Annotated in this window: 13 protein-coding genes and 1 tRNA gene; 7 read left to right on the top strand and 7 right to left on the bottom strand. The window is 58.8% G+C overall.

What is annotated here, in order from left to right:
• The first annotated feature begins 32 nt into the window (after window positions 1-32).
• Window positions 33-437, top strand: coding sequence for a helix-turn-helix domain-containing protein (locus GT753_RS16645; RefSeq protein ID WP_021505083.1), 405 nt, complete (start codon window positions 33-35; stop codon window positions 435-437).
• 113 nt (window positions 438-550) lie between these two features.
• Here GT753_RS16645 and GT753_RS16640 read toward each other — a convergent pair.
• Window positions 551-626 (bottom strand) — tRNA-Ile (locus GT753_RS16640).
• 146 nt (window positions 627-772) lie between these two features.
• Here GT753_RS16640 and mug point away from each other — a divergent pair.
• Window positions 773-1,261, top strand: a complete 489-nt coding sequence (gene mug, locus GT753_RS16635; protein WP_076741003.1) for a G/U mismatch-specific DNA glycosylase — start codon at window positions 773-775, stop codon at window positions 1,259-1,261.
• A 15-nt stretch (window positions 1,262-1,276) separates the two neighbouring features.
• Window positions 1,277-1,729 carry an ester cyclase gene (locus GT753_RS16630; RefSeq protein WP_160125780.1) on the top strand — a complete coding sequence of 151 codons (453 nt, stop codon included), beginning with the start codon at window positions 1,277-1,279 and terminating at the stop codon, window positions 1,727-1,729.
• A 55-nt stretch (window positions 1,730-1,784) separates the two neighbouring features.
• On the opposite strand, the gene rpoD is transcribed toward GT753_RS16630, so the two are convergent.
• The 3 genes from rpoD to rpsU all read right to left on the bottom strand — a co-directional run bounded on the left by rpoD (window position 1,785) and on the right by rpsU (window position 5,871).
• The gene (rpoD, locus tag GT753_RS16625) at window positions 1,785-3,626 is read right to left on the bottom strand and encodes an RNA polymerase sigma factor RpoD (RefSeq protein ID WP_004937194.1); all 1,842 of its coding nucleotides are present in this window, start codon (window positions 3,624-3,626) and stop codon (window positions 1,785-1,787) included.
• Between the two features lie 144 nt (window positions 3,627-3,770).
• On the bottom strand, window positions 3,771-5,519 hold the full coding sequence (gene dnaG, locus GT753_RS16620; protein WP_015379098.1) for a DNA primase: 1,749 nt from the start codon (window positions 5,517-5,519) through the stop codon (window positions 3,771-3,773).
• A 136-nt stretch (window positions 5,520-5,655) separates the two neighbouring features.
• A complete protein-coding gene (gene rpsU / locus GT753_RS16615) occupies window positions 5,656-5,871 on the bottom strand; it encodes a 30S ribosomal protein S21 (RefSeq protein ID WP_001144069.1) in 216 nt (71 codons plus the stop codon).
• A gap of 325 nt (window positions 5,872-6,196) precedes the next feature.
• Here rpsU and tsaD point away from each other — a divergent pair, with 325 nt between their 5' ends.
• Window positions 6,197-7,210 (top strand): tRNA (adenosine(37)-N6)-threonylcarbamoyltransferase complex transferase subunit TsaD, encoded by a 1,014-nt coding sequence (tsaD, locus tag GT753_RS16610; RefSeq protein WP_015379097.1) that lies wholly within the window; start codon window positions 6,197-6,199, stop codon window positions 7,208-7,210.
• Between the two features lie 30 nt (window positions 7,211-7,240).
• Here tsaD and plsY read toward each other — a convergent pair whose 3' ends face one another.
• Window positions 7,241-7,879, bottom strand: coding sequence for a glycerol-3-phosphate 1-O-acyltransferase PlsY (plsY, locus tag GT753_RS16605; RefSeq protein WP_004937201.1), 639 nt, complete (start codon window positions 7,877-7,879; stop codon window positions 7,241-7,243).
• A gap of 107 nt (window positions 7,880-7,986) precedes the next feature.
• On the opposite strand from plsY, the gene folB reads away from it, so the two are divergent.
• Complete coding sequence (gene folB, locus GT753_RS16600; protein ID WP_015379095.1) at window positions 7,987-8,346, top strand: bifunctional dihydroneopterin aldolase/7,8-dihydroneopterin epimerase; 360 nt, start codon at window positions 7,987-7,989, stop codon at window positions 8,344-8,346.
• 133 nt (window positions 8,347-8,479) lie between these two features.
• Window positions 8,480-9,304: an undecaprenyl-diphosphate phosphatase gene (gene bacA / locus GT753_RS16595; RefSeq protein ID WP_015379094.1), complete on the top strand. Its 825-nt coding sequence runs from the start codon at window positions 8,480-8,482 to the stop codon at window positions 9,302-9,304.
• Between the two features lie 39 nt (window positions 9,305-9,343).
• Here bacA and GT753_RS16590 read toward each other — a convergent pair whose 3' ends face one another.
• Both GT753_RS16590 and GT753_RS16585 read right to left on the bottom strand, forming a co-directional pair.
• Complete coding sequence (locus tag GT753_RS16590; protein WP_004937206.1) at window positions 9,344-10,588, bottom strand: multifunctional CCA addition/repair protein; 1,245 nt, start codon at window positions 10,586-10,588, stop codon at window positions 9,344-9,346.
• Window positions 10,589-10,710: 122 nt separating this feature from the next.
• Window positions 10,711-11,331, bottom strand: coding sequence for a TIGR04211 family SH3 domain-containing protein (locus tag GT753_RS16585; protein ID WP_004937209.1), 621 nt, complete (start codon window positions 11,329-11,331; stop codon window positions 10,711-10,713).
• 278 nt (window positions 11,332-11,609) lie between these two features.
• On the opposite strand from GT753_RS16585, the gene GT753_RS16580 reads away from it, so the two are divergent.
• Window positions 11,610-12,917, top strand: coding sequence for an inorganic triphosphatase (locus tag GT753_RS16580; protein WP_021505075.1), 1,308 nt, complete (start codon window positions 11,610-11,612; stop codon window positions 12,915-12,917).
• Window positions 12,918-12,939 lie beyond the last annotated feature (22 nt).

Genomic DNA, 12,939 nt, shown 5'->3' with positions numbered 1-12,939 from the left:
GACAATAAGGCACATTAGGAGAACCCGGTATCATGAATGTGACTAATCAACCTCGAGATTTAAGACATGCCGACTGCCAAAAGATCAGCCAGGTATTGGCGCGCGTTGGTGAGAAGTGGAGTGTCCTGATCATTATGCTCTTGGCGAACGGGCCACGCCGATTCACTGAAATAAAGCGTACAATCAATGGAATATCTCAGCGGATGCTGACGCTGTGCCTGCGCAATATGGAACGAGATGGGTTAGTCAAGCGGACAGTTATTGCCGTCATGCCGCCGCACGTCGAATATGAATTGACGCCGCTCGGTTGCTCATTGACCGTACCCGTCATCGCGCTGGGAACCTGGGCGAATGAGCATATTGCCGATATTGATGCGGCGAGAACCGCATTCGACGCGCAAAATAGCGAGGCCGGTGAGGATGTTAATTCACGCTAGAGGCGGCAGGGGGGCGAATGAAATTTGCGTTCTGTTGCCAAAAGAGGCGAATGCCTGGTTGCGCCGCAGAAAAAACTAAGGGGCTACGCTGTTAACGTAACCCCTTGATAATTTGGTGGCCCCTGTTGGGTTTGAACCAACGACCAAGCGATTATGAGTCGCCTGCTCTAACCACTGAGCTAAGGGGCCAAGCCGCGAGATTATAGGGAATCCTTAAGCATCGGTCTACTGTTACCCGCCCGTATGTTGCTTTTCTGCGCAGTTCTAGCCTGTTGTAATTGCTGGCGGATTTTGCGATAACCGCAGTAAATCCCTGCAATGGACTCACGACACTCATGGAACTTCTGGCGCCCAACCTGCGGGTGGTGTTTTGCGGCATCAACCCCGGCCTTTCTTCCGCCCATCAGGGCTATCCTTTCGCCAACGGCAGCAACCGCTTCTGGAAGGTGATCCATCAGGCCGGCTTTACCAAGAGCCAGCTGGCGCCGGAGCAGTGGCAGCAGCTGAAGGATAATGGCTGCGGCATTACCGCGCTGGTGGCGCGCCCGACGGTGGCGGCCAGCGAGCTGTCGCGCGACGAGTTGCGCAGCGGCGGTGAGGCGCTGCAAGAGAAGATCCTGCGCTATCAGCCGCGCGCGCTGGCGATCTTGGGCAAGCAGGCGTTCACCACCGCCTTTGGGGTGAGAAACGCGCCCTGGGGCAAGCAGACGATGATGCTGGGAGAAACCGAGGTGTGGGTATTGCCCAACCCCAGCGGATTGAATCGCGCCACGCTGGAGCAGCTGACCGCCAGCTATCGCGAGCTGTTCCTGGCGCTGCAATGACATAAGGAAATTGCGATGACATCGATGATGAAAGGTTGTTTGATGGCGCTGTTATTGGTGACCGGCGCTGCACAGGCGGGGCATTCGCCGCAGGAAGCGCGCAACAAGCAGAACGTGCTGGAGTTTTATCGGCAGGGACTGAACAACAAGGATTTTGCGGCGGCGCGGCCGTTTTTGGGCGAACAATACAAACAGCATAACCCCAATGCCAAAGACGGCGTGGCGGGTTTTCGTCAATTTGTCGAGCTGCTGAAAACGCGTTACCCCAATTCGCACAGTGAGGTGAAACAGGCGTTCGTCGACGGCGACTTCGTGATTTTGCATGTGGAGGTCAGCGGGCGCGAGGCCGCTAAAACCGCGGCGATCGTCGATATCTTCCGTCTGGACAGCGCCGGAAAGATCGTTGAACACTGGGACGTGACACAGCCGGTGCCGGAGAAGACCGCCAGCGGCAACAGCATGTTCTGAGGCATAAAAAAACCCCGGCAGGCCGGGGTTTTTGTTTTGAGTGCAACCGCCTGACTTAATCGTCCAGGAAGCTGCGCAGCACTTCGGAGCGGCTTGGGTGACGCAGCTTGCGCAGCGCCTTGGCTTCGATCTGACGAATACGCTCACGGGTAACGTCAAACTGCTTGCCAACCTCTTCCAGCGTGTGGTCGGTGTTCATGTCGATGCCGAAACGCATGCGCAGCACTTTCGCTTCGCGCGCGGTCAGGCCGGCCAGCACGTCGTGGGTGGCGGAACGCAGGCTTTCCGAGGTCGCGGAGTCCAGCGGCAGCTCGAGGGTGGTATCCTCGATGAAGTCGCCCAGATGCGAATCTTCGTCGTCGCCGATCGGCGTTTCCATCGAGATTGGCTCTTTGGCGATCTTCAGCACTTTGCGGATCTTGTCTTCCGGCATCAGCATGCGCTCGGCCAGCTCTTCCGGCGTCGGCTCGCGGCCCATCTCTTGCAGCATCTGGCGCGAAATACGGTTGAGCTTGTTGATGGTCTCAATCATATGCACCGGAATACGGATGGTGCGCGCCTGGTCGGCGATGGAGCGGGTGATAGCCTGACGGATCCACCAGGTGGCGTACGTCGAGAACTTGTAACCGCGGCGGTATTCGAACTTGTCTACCGCTTTCATCAGGCCGATGTTGCCTTCCTGGATCAGATCCAGGAACTGCAGGCCGCGGTTGGTGTATTTCTTGGCGATAGAAATAACCAGACGCAGGTTGGCCTCAACCATCTCTTTCTTAGCGCGGCGAGCTTTCGCTTCACCGATCGACATGCGACGGTTGATGTCTTTGACCTGCTCGATGGTCAGGCCGGTTTCTTCTTCGATCTGACGCAGTTTCTGCAGGCTGCGCTGCACGTCTTCAGCAACGTCTTTCAGCTTTTCCGACCATGGCTTGGCCATCGCCAGCGCCGCTTCGAACCAGGAATCGCTGGTTTCGTTGCCGGCGAACAGGGTGACGAAGTTTTTCTTCGGCATTTTGCACTGTTCAACGCACAGCTTCATGATGATGCGTTCCTGGGTGCGAACGCGGTCCATCATGGTGCGCATGCTGTTGACCAGGAAGTCGAACTGTTTCGGCACCAGGCGGAACTGCTTGAACACTTCAGACAGCTTCAGGATCTCGTCCGCGGCGCTGGCGTGGCTGCGGCCGTTTTTCTTGATCACCAGGCGGGTCGCTTCATACTGATCGCGCAACTCGGCGAACTTCTGACGCGCCAGCTCAGGATCGATGCTGTTGTCGTCTTCGGTGTCGTCGTCTTCGTCGTCTTCATCTTCTTCGTCGTCGTCTTGCTCTTCGCTCGACAGTTCAGAACCGATGTGAGTGGCGGTTGGGGCGATGTCCTCTTCCGCGTTAGGATCGACGAAGCCGGTGATCAGATCGGACAGGCGCGCTTCACCCGCTTCGACGCGATCGTACTGCTCAAGCAGGTAGGTGATGGCTTCCGGGTATTCGGCAACCGAGCACTGTACCTGGTTGATGCCGTCTTCGATGCGCTTGGCGATGTCGATTTCGCCTTCGCGCGTCAGCAGTTCGACGGTACCCATTTCGCGCATGTACATGCGCACCGGGTCGGTGGTGCGGCCGATTTCGGATTCCACGCTGGACAGAACCTGTGCGGCGGCTTCTTCCGCATCTTCGTCCGTGCTGTTCGAGTTTTCGGCGAGCAGCAGGTCATCGGCGTCCGGTGCTTCTTCCATCACCTGGATGCCCATGTCGTTAATCATCTGGATGATGTCTTCGATCTGATCGGAGTCGACGATATCTTCCGGCAGATGGTCATTGACCTCAGCATAGGTCAGATAGCCTTGCTCCTTACCACGGGTGACAAGTAGCTTCAGCTGTGACTGCGGGTTTTGCTCCATAAGACGGTATCCACACTTCAGAGTATTTAGGTTGGTGTCGGTCGGCGAAACCGTTGGGGCGTTTTCGTTATCGCCGCGGCCCACTATGGCGGCACTGTGCAGGGCTCTGCCCTCGCAATTATCGGCACTTAAGCCGTTTGGTATTCAGTTTTTCTTCGCTAAAACCTGGTTGAGAGAACGGACTTCTTCACGTTCCTCCGCGCTCAGACCGCGCGTTCTGGCCTGGGCGATCAGCGTTTCCAGCCGTTGCTCGAGCACCGAGTCGTACAGGCTGGCCAACGTATCCAAAAAGGTCTGCTCGACCATGTCCTCAACGATCATATGGTTCCAGGTCGCCAAGGTTTCAAGCTGCTGGCTGAATTTGTTGTCGCGATACAGCTCCAGCAATTGCCCGGTCGTCAGGCCCGGCTGCGCCAAACAGGTCTGCACCAGTTCGACGAACAGCGGCAATCCCGCCTGTTTGGTCTGCTCCAACCCTTCCAGCGAAGGGATAAGTGTAGCCAACTGCGGATTTTGCACCAGTAACCCTATCAGTATACGCATGGTTGTGCGTTTTAGCTGGGGCGCCTGATAAGGATTCGCATTTTCAGCCTGCTTGGGCATCAGCTTGTCGAGCTGGCTGTCGTCCAGTAGCCCCAGCTTGTTGCCGAGCTCCTGGCGCAGGTACAAGCGCAACGTTTCGCCCGGCACCTGAGTAATCAGCGGCAGCGCCAGCGTGCTCAGCTTGGCGCGCCCGTCCGGGCTGCTTAAATCCACCTGCGGCAGCAGGCTTTCGAACAGGAACGTGGACAGCGGCTGCGCCTGCTCCATTCGCTGTTCGAAGGCTTCTTTGCCCTCCTTGCGCACCAGCGTGTCCGGATCTTCGCCGTCGGGCAAAAACATGAACCGCAGCTGGCGCCCGTCATTCAGGTACGGCAGCGCGGTTTCCAGCGCCCGCCAGGCCGCTTCGCGGCCGGCGCGGTCGCCGTCGTAACAGCAGACGACGTTGTCGGTGGCGCGGAACAACAGCTGAATGTGTTCCGCCGTCGTCGAGGTTCCGAGCGAGGCGACGGCATAATCGATGCCGAATTGCGCCAATGCCACCACGTCCATATACCCTTCCACCACCAGCAGCCGCTGCAGGGTAGGGTGGTTCTGCTGTGCTTCATACAGGCCGTACAGCTGGCGGCCCTTATGGAAAACTTCGGTTTCCGGCGAGTTCAGGTATTTCGGCATACCGTCGCCCAGCACGCGGCCGCCGAAGGCGATCACGCGCCCGCGCTTGTCGCGGATGGGGAACATCACCCGTTCGCGGAAACGGTCGTATGAACGCCCCTGATCGTTAGTCACCAGCATGCCGGCATCGTTCAATGCGCGGCGCGAGTCGGCGTCGCGGCCGAAACGCTTCAGGGCGTTGTCCCATCCCGCTGGCGCGAAGCCGATGGCGAAATGGCGAATAACGTCGTCACTTAACCCGCGCTGCTGCAAATAGTTGCGCGCCGGCGCCCCGGAGGACTGCTGCAGTGACTGTTGATAGAACGCGCTGAGCTGTTCCATCAGTTGGTACAGGCTCTGGCGCTGATGGCGTTCGATCTGGGTTGGCCCGGTGCCCGCTTCGTAAGGCACTTCCAGCCCGTGCATGGTCGCCAGTTCTTCGATGGTTTCGACAAACTCGAGTCGGTCGTAATTCATCAAAAAGTCGACGGCGTTGCCGTGCGCACCACACCCAAAACAGTGATAAAACTGCTTTTCGCCATTAACGGTAAAGGAAGGCGTCTTTTCGTGGTGGAACGGACAGCACGCGTGATAGTTCTTGCCTTGCTTCTTGAGCTTCACGCGGGCGTCGATCAAATCGACGATGTCGGTGCGAGCCAGCAAGTCATTGATAAATACGCGCGGAATTCGTCCAGCCATAAGCCCTTACTTCATTAGCCTATAAACGAGAACAAGCCGCGCATTCCTTTCGGAAAGCACGGCCTTCGTATGCAACTACTCGGTCTGCGCGATTTTGAAAATCAGAAATTCACGCGGTGGGGTTGCCCCCGAAGAATTAATACAGACGAGTGCGGCGTGCGTTTTCGCGAGCCAGTTTCTTCGCGTGACGTTTCACAGCAGAAGCTTTAGCGCGTTTACGTTCGGTAGTTGGTTTTTCATAAAACTCACGACGACGAACTTCAGCTAAAACACCTGCTTTTTCGCAAGAGCGTTTGAAACGACGCAGAGCAACGTCAAATGGCTCGTTTTCACGTACTTTAATTACCGGCATGTGCCTCTCACCTCAATAAAATTCGGTTTGTTGCTGGCCAAGCGCCAGCCTTTTCAAAATGGTGCGGAATTTTACTCCAATGGATGCTGCTTTGTAAAGCATCACAGCAAATTGAAACCCGCGTCGCTCTGCCGCAACGTGCGCAATTTTGCACCGGGCGCTGATTATAGACTAATCAGAAAAAAATGCTCGTGTTTAATCGCTCAGGCATTTTCTGGATGAATCATCGACATAGGCGCAAGCCGGTGACAAGATGCGCCGCACCGGCGGTAAATGCGGCGGAATGTGGTAGACTGGCGGCCGCACGTGAATGATGGGAAATGTAATGCGAGTACTGGGTATAGAAACGTCCTGCGATGAAACCGGAATTGCAGTGTATGACGATCAAACCGGTTTGTTGGCCAACCAATTATACAGCCAGGTGAAGCTGCACGCCGACTACGGCGGCGTGGTGCCGGAACTGGCCTCCCGCGATCACGTGCGCAAAACCGTGCCGCTGATTCAGGCGGCGCTGAAAGAGGCCAACCTGACCCCGGCCGATATTGACGGCGTGGCTTATACCGCCGGGCCGGGCCTGGTGGGGGCGCTGCTGGTCGGCGCAACCGTGGGGCGCGCGCTGGCGTTCGCCTGGAACGTGCCGGCAGTGCCGGTGCACCATATGGAAGGCCACCTGCTGGCGCCGATGCTGGAAGACAACCCGCCCGCGTTCCCGTTCGTCGCGCTGCTGGTCTCCGGCGGCCACACTCAACTGATCAGCGTCACCGGCATCGGTGAGTATGAACTGCTGGGCGAGTCGATCGACGATGCCGCCGGCGAAGCGTTCGACAAAACCGCCAAGCTGCTCGGCCTGGATTATCCCGGCGGGCCGATGCTGTCGAAGATGGCGCAGCAGGGCACGGCGGGGCGCTTCACCTTCCCGCGGCCGATGACCGATCGTCCGGGGCTGGACTTCAGTTTCTCCGGGCTGAAAACCTTTGCCGCCAACACCATTCGCTCCAACGGCAACGACGATCAGACGCGTGCCGACATCGCCCGCGCCTTCGAGGATGCGGTGGTGGATACGCTGGCGATCAAATGCAAACGCGCGCTGGAGCAGACCGGCTTCAAACGCCTGGTGATGGCCGGCGGCGTGAGCGCCAACCGCACGCTGCGCGCCAAACTGGCGGAGATGATGCAGAAACGCGGCGGGGAGGTGTTCTATGCCCGCCCTGAATTTTGCACCGACAACGGCGCGATGATCGCCTATGCCGGCATGGTGCGCCTGAAGAGCGGCGCCAACCCGGCGCTGAGCGTTTCGGTGCGGCCGCGCTGGCCGCTGGCGGAACTGCCTGCGGTATAAAGCAAAGGGCCGGATTATCCGGCCCTTCTGTTATTCCTCTCTCGGCTGGTCGCCGTTATCCGCGTCGTTTTTCTTCTTGCGGAACTTGCCCCAGATCTTGCCTTCCTGGCCGCGCCACAGGCGCTGAATATTGTCGTGATGCCGCATCAGGATCAGGCAGGAGAGCATCGCTACCGGGAAGGTGAACTGCGGTTTGAACCACCAGACGTAGAACGGGGCGATCAACGCGCTGACGATGGCGCCGAGCGAAGAGTAGCCGCTGAGCAGCACCGTCAACAGCCAGGTGCCGGTCATCAGGCCGGTCAGATCCCAGCCGATAGGCGCGATGGCGCCAAACGCCGTCGCCACGCCTTTACCGCCGCGGAAGTGGAAGAACACCGGATAGATGTGCCCCAGACAGGCGGCGATCGCCGTCAGGCCCAGATACAGCGGCGGCACATCGAGTTTGTAGGCCAGCCAGACCGGCAGCATCCCTTTCAGAATATCGAACACCAGCACCGCCGCCGCCGCCAGCCGGCCGCCGATGCGCAGGACGTTGGTCGCCCCGGGGTTTCCTGAGCCATGTTCACGCGGATCCGGCAGCCTGGCGATCCGGCAAACCAGGATCGCGCTGGAAATCGAGCCGCACAGATACGCGAAGATAATCATGCCAAGCGCGGTAGCACTCATAACGCGGTTCCGTTTAATAATGGTCGTTTTACTCGCAACATCTATGGATAATACGCACATTCCGCTGGAAGTGGTATCCGGCAAGGCCAAAAACAGAGAATGACGTGATGGATATCGTATTTATTGAAGAGCTTACCGTAATTACCACCATTGGCGTTTATGAGTGGGAACAGGGCATTCGTCAGAAGCTGGTGTTCGATATCGAAATGGGCTGGGATAACCGGCCGGCCGCCGCCAGCGACGATGTAAATGACTGTCTGAGCTATGCCGATGTCAGCGACGCCGTGATCCAGCATGTTGAATCGAACCGGTTCGCGCTGGTGGAGCGCGTGGCGGAGGAAATATCCGAAATTTTGCTTCAGCGCTTCAATTCCCCGTGGGTCCGTATTAAGGTCAGCAAACCGGGCGCTGTAGCACATGCCAATCGGGTCGGCGTGATCATTGAGCGCGGCACTCGTCCCGCATGATTTTATGTCATCTGCTTGCAACGAAAGACCGTTAATCTGGTCTTAATCCTGAGAATTGTTTTAGCGGCATTGTCTTTTAAGCACTGCCGCTTTTTTATGTGATGGCCGTTATTTTATGGGGTGAGCGAAGCACATGGCTGACATGCATTCACTGTTTATTGCGTTTGTTCTTGGGGTTGTCGAAGGGTTAACCGAATTTCTGCCGGTGTCTTCCACCGGGCATATGATTATCGTTGGCGAGTGGCTGGGTTTTACCGGCGACAAAGCCAAAACCTTTGAAGTCATCATCCAACTGGGGTCTATCCTGGCCGTGGTGGTGATGTTCTGGCGCCGGTTGTTCGGCCTGATCGGCATCCATTTCGGCGGCAAGCCGGTGGAGCACGAGGGCAAAACCAGCGGCCAACTGAAGCTGGGGCATATCCTGCTGGCGATGATCCCGGCGGTGGTGCTGGGTCTGGTATTCCACGATGTGATTAAATCGCTGTTCGCGCCGAAAAACGTGATGTACGCGTTGGTCGTCGGCGGCCTGCTGTTGCTGGCGGCGGAATGGCTGAAGCCGAAGACACCGAGAGCGGAAGGGCTGGATGACATCACCTACCGCCAGGCGTTCATGATCGGCTGCTTCCAGTGCCTGGCGCTGTGGCCGGGTTTCTCCCGTTCGGGGTCCACTATCGCCGGCGGTATGCTGGTGGGCGTAAACCGCTATGCGGCGTCCGAGTTCTCCTTCATCCTGGCGGTGCCGATGATGATTGGCGCCAGCGGTCTGGATCTGTACAAGAGCCTGCACTTCCTGACCTGGGGTGATCTGCCGATGTTCGCCGTCGGTTTCGTTACTGCCTTCGTGGTGGCGCTGATTGCGATCAAGACCTTCCTGTCGCTGATCAAACGCATCTCGTTCGTGCCGTTTGCCATCTACCGCTTTATCGTGGCGGCCGTGGTTTACATGGTATTCCTGTAAGCCCGATGGCAAGAAAAAACCCCGCTCTGCGGGGTTTTTTTATGCCTGATCGTTGAGGATGGTTTGGTTGAGCTTCCAGTCGGCCAGCGCCTGCTGGCGACGGCGTTTGAGCTCATCGCGGATCGCGGTGCCCTGCAGCCCGCTGGCTACCACCTCTTTAATAGATACCGCGTTCGCCACCTGATACGCCTGGCGCAGATAGTCGCCCTGCGGATAAGGATTCTCCTCAAAGCCGGTGCGGCCGCGCGCGTCCGCTTCGCTGGTCAGGATCATCTGCTCCAGCCTTTGGGGCTTGCGCCAGACGTCGATGGCGTCGAACAGCTTCAGCAGGGTCTCCGGCCGCAGCTTGTTCACGGTGTGGATCAAATCATGGTACTCGGCCACCAGCTTGCTCAGATCGCGCACCGGATTGGGCACCCGCAGCCGTTGGCATAGCGCTTCGACCAGCCGCACGCCCGCCGGGCCGTGGCCGTGGTGATGCGGCCAGAACTCTTTTGGCGTCAATCCTTTGCCGAGGTCATGACACAGGGTGGCGAAGCGTACGTCCACCTCGGGAGTGAGGCGGGCGGCCATCGCCAGCGCCATCAGCGTATGCACGCCGGTGTCGATCTCCGGATGCCACTTGGCGGGGGCCGGCACGCCGAACAGCGCGTCGATTTCCGGGAACAGCACCGCCAGCGCATCGCAGTCGCGCAGCACCTGAAAATAGACCTGCGGGCTCTGGCTTTGCAGCGCCTTTTCGGTTTCCTTCCAGACGCGTTCGGCGGTCAGCGCGGCCAGTTCACCGCTGTGCGCCATCCGGCGCATCAAGGCCAGCGTTTCGTCGGCGATGCGAAAACCCAGATGGGCGAAGCGAGCATTGAATCGCGCCACGCGCAGCACGCGCAGCGGATCTTCGCCGAACGCGTCGGAAACGTGGCGCAGCACGCGCGCCTGCAGATCGGCCACGCCGCCGTAGGGGTCAATCAGTTCCCCTTCGGCGGAACGGGCGATGGCGTTGAGGGTCAGATCGCGCCGCAGCAGATCTTCTTCCAGCGTGACGTCCGGCGCGGCATAGCAGGTAAAACCGGTGTACCCCTGGCCGGATTTGCGCTCGGTGCGCGCCAGCGCGTACTCCTCGTGGGTATCGGGATTGAGGAACACCGGAAAATCTTTGCCAACCTGCTGGTAGCCCAACGCCAGCAGCTCCGCCGGCGTGGCGCCCACCACCACCCAATCATGATCGACCACCGGAATGTTGAGCAGGCTGTCGCGAACGGCGCCGCCGACCAGATAAATCTGCACTGTTGACTCCTGAATATCGTGTAAGGCTCTGTCTATCAGATTACATGAATTGGCCGCGGGATGTCGGCGCCAATGAAAAAGGCGCCCGCAGGCGCCCAAACTCAAACTGAACGATACTGAGATCAGTTCATCCAGCGATTGTTGTTCTTGCGACGCGGGATCAGGTGCGGCAACAGCAGACCCAGCAGCAAACCGACGCCGGCGACGCCGCCGCCGTACATGAACCATTGCAGGATAATGGTGCGCTGCTTGTCGTCGAGCTGCAGGTTAACGGCGTTGACCTTCTTCTGCGCGACCACCAGCTGGTTTTTCAGATCCTGGTTTTCCTTCTGCAGGCTGCTGATGGTGCTGTCGCTGCCTGCGACTTTTTCCTGCATTTCCGCCGTGCGCTGGTTCCAGGTGTTGTCGATATTGGCGAGCTTGTCGGTCAGGGTTTTCACCTGCTGTTCCAGCTCCGGCACGCGGGTGCGCAGGCTTGGCGTCTGGCTGAGTTGGTCGAGCGGGATCCAGGTGGTGCGGCCTTTCGGATCGCGGATCTGGCCGTAGTTGGTGCTGTCGTTGACGCTCAGCAGGGTCACTTCTTCACCGGCGTTCAGAGTGCCGACAATACGGTACTGATTACCTGGGCCGCTATGGACGTAAGTGCTTAACTCATCGGAGATATAGCGTTTATCTTCGGCATGGGCGGCCCAAGTGATGCTGAAGCTCAGCGCGGCAAGGAAAATCAGGCGTAATTTCTGCATTAGTTCATCGTTTCTGGGTGAATTTATGGAACGATAGTAGAGGGTTCAGTCTGACGACGCAACGCCAAAACCGGAATGAGAACTATCTTACTGTGGCTGATTCTGTGAGTTGCGCAGCGTTTTATAACGTAACAGGTTTTTTCTACAGTTAGCAGGGTTAAGGCGCCGGGAATCGCGGTAAGATAACGGCAACTGTGCGTCAGTGGGCAGCATACGGCGGGCCGAGCGCGCCGCGCTGAAACCGACGCGAATGCGTAACTTATTGGTGTTAAAGAATTATGACCGTTGAAATTGAACTGAAATTCATCGCCGCGCCGCAAGCGGTGGCCGCTCTGCCACACTGGCTCGCCGCCTGGCCGCATCAGCATTCCGCGCCGCAAAAGCTGACCAACATTTACTTCGAAACGGCCGACAACTTCCTGCGCAGTCACGACATGGGGCTGCGCATTCGCGGTTTCGACGATCGCTATGAGATGACCATCAAAACCGCCGGTAAAGTGGTGGGGGGCCTGCACCAGCGCCCGGAATACAATGTCGCTATCGCCGAGCCGCAGCTGGCGTTGGCGCAGTTTCCTGCCGACATCTGGCCGCAGGATTGCGATATCGCGGCGCTGCAGCAGGCGTTGCAACCGCTGTTCCGTACGGATTTCGTGCGTGAGAAGTGGGTGGTTACTTACGGCCAAAGCGAGATAGAGATTGGCCTGGATCAGGGAGAAGTGCGTGCTGGTGGCCTCAGCGAAGCCCTGAGCGAGATAGAACTGGAGCTGCTGAAAGGCAATACCGCCGATCTGCTGGCGTTGGCCGGTGAGCTGGCGGCGCACGACGGGCTGCGTCAGGGCAGCCTGAGCAAGGCGGCGCGCGGTTACCACCTGGCGCAGGGCAATCCGCCGCGTGAGGTGCGCCCGCTGCGGGTGCTGAAGCCGGCGGCGAAGGCGACCGTGGAGCAGGGGATGATCGCCGCCTTCGAGCTGGCGCTCAACCACTGGCAGTACCATGAAGAGCTGTGGCTGCGCGGCGACGCGCAGGCGCGCGCTTCGGTGATTGAGGCGGTTGGCACGATCCGCCAGGCGCTGGTGATCTTCGGCGGCCTGGTGCCGCGCAAGGCCAGTGCCGATCTGCGCGCCCGCCTGACCGAGCTCGAACCGCTGTTGGCGGACAAAACCGCGCAACCGGAGATCCTGTGTTACAGCGCGGTCTACCTGCAATGTAAGTTGGCGCTCACATCATGGCTGGTGCGCGGCGCCTGGCGGCCGTTTATCGACGCCAAAGCGCAGGCCAAGCTGGACGGTTCTTTCAAACGCTTCAGCGACATCATGCTGGGGCGCAGCGGCGCGGAGCTGAAAGAGGCCTTCAGCCGTACGCTGAACGAAGATGAATATCAGGAACAATTGCCGCGCCTGACGCGTCAGATTTCGGCGCTGGTCCTGCTGTCGGGCGCTTACCCCGACGAGCAGACCGGGCCTTATATCGACGCCTGGCGTGAGCTGCAGGCGGCGCTGAGCGAGCGCCGCCAGGGCTGGTATGAAGCCAGCCGCAAACAGGCCTTATCGCATGCGCCATTCTGGTTAAACGGCGCGCTTCGTTAATCCAGCCGGCCCGCCAGCCGCG

Source organism: Serratia sp. Z4, assembly GCF_009900725.1.
GTDB classification, from domain to species: domain Bacteria; phylum Pseudomonadota; class Gammaproteobacteria; order Enterobacterales; family Enterobacteriaceae; genus Serratia; species Serratia nematodiphila.
Note: the sequence above shows the minus strand (reverse complement) of the source record. Positions and strands in the feature narration are given on the sequence as shown.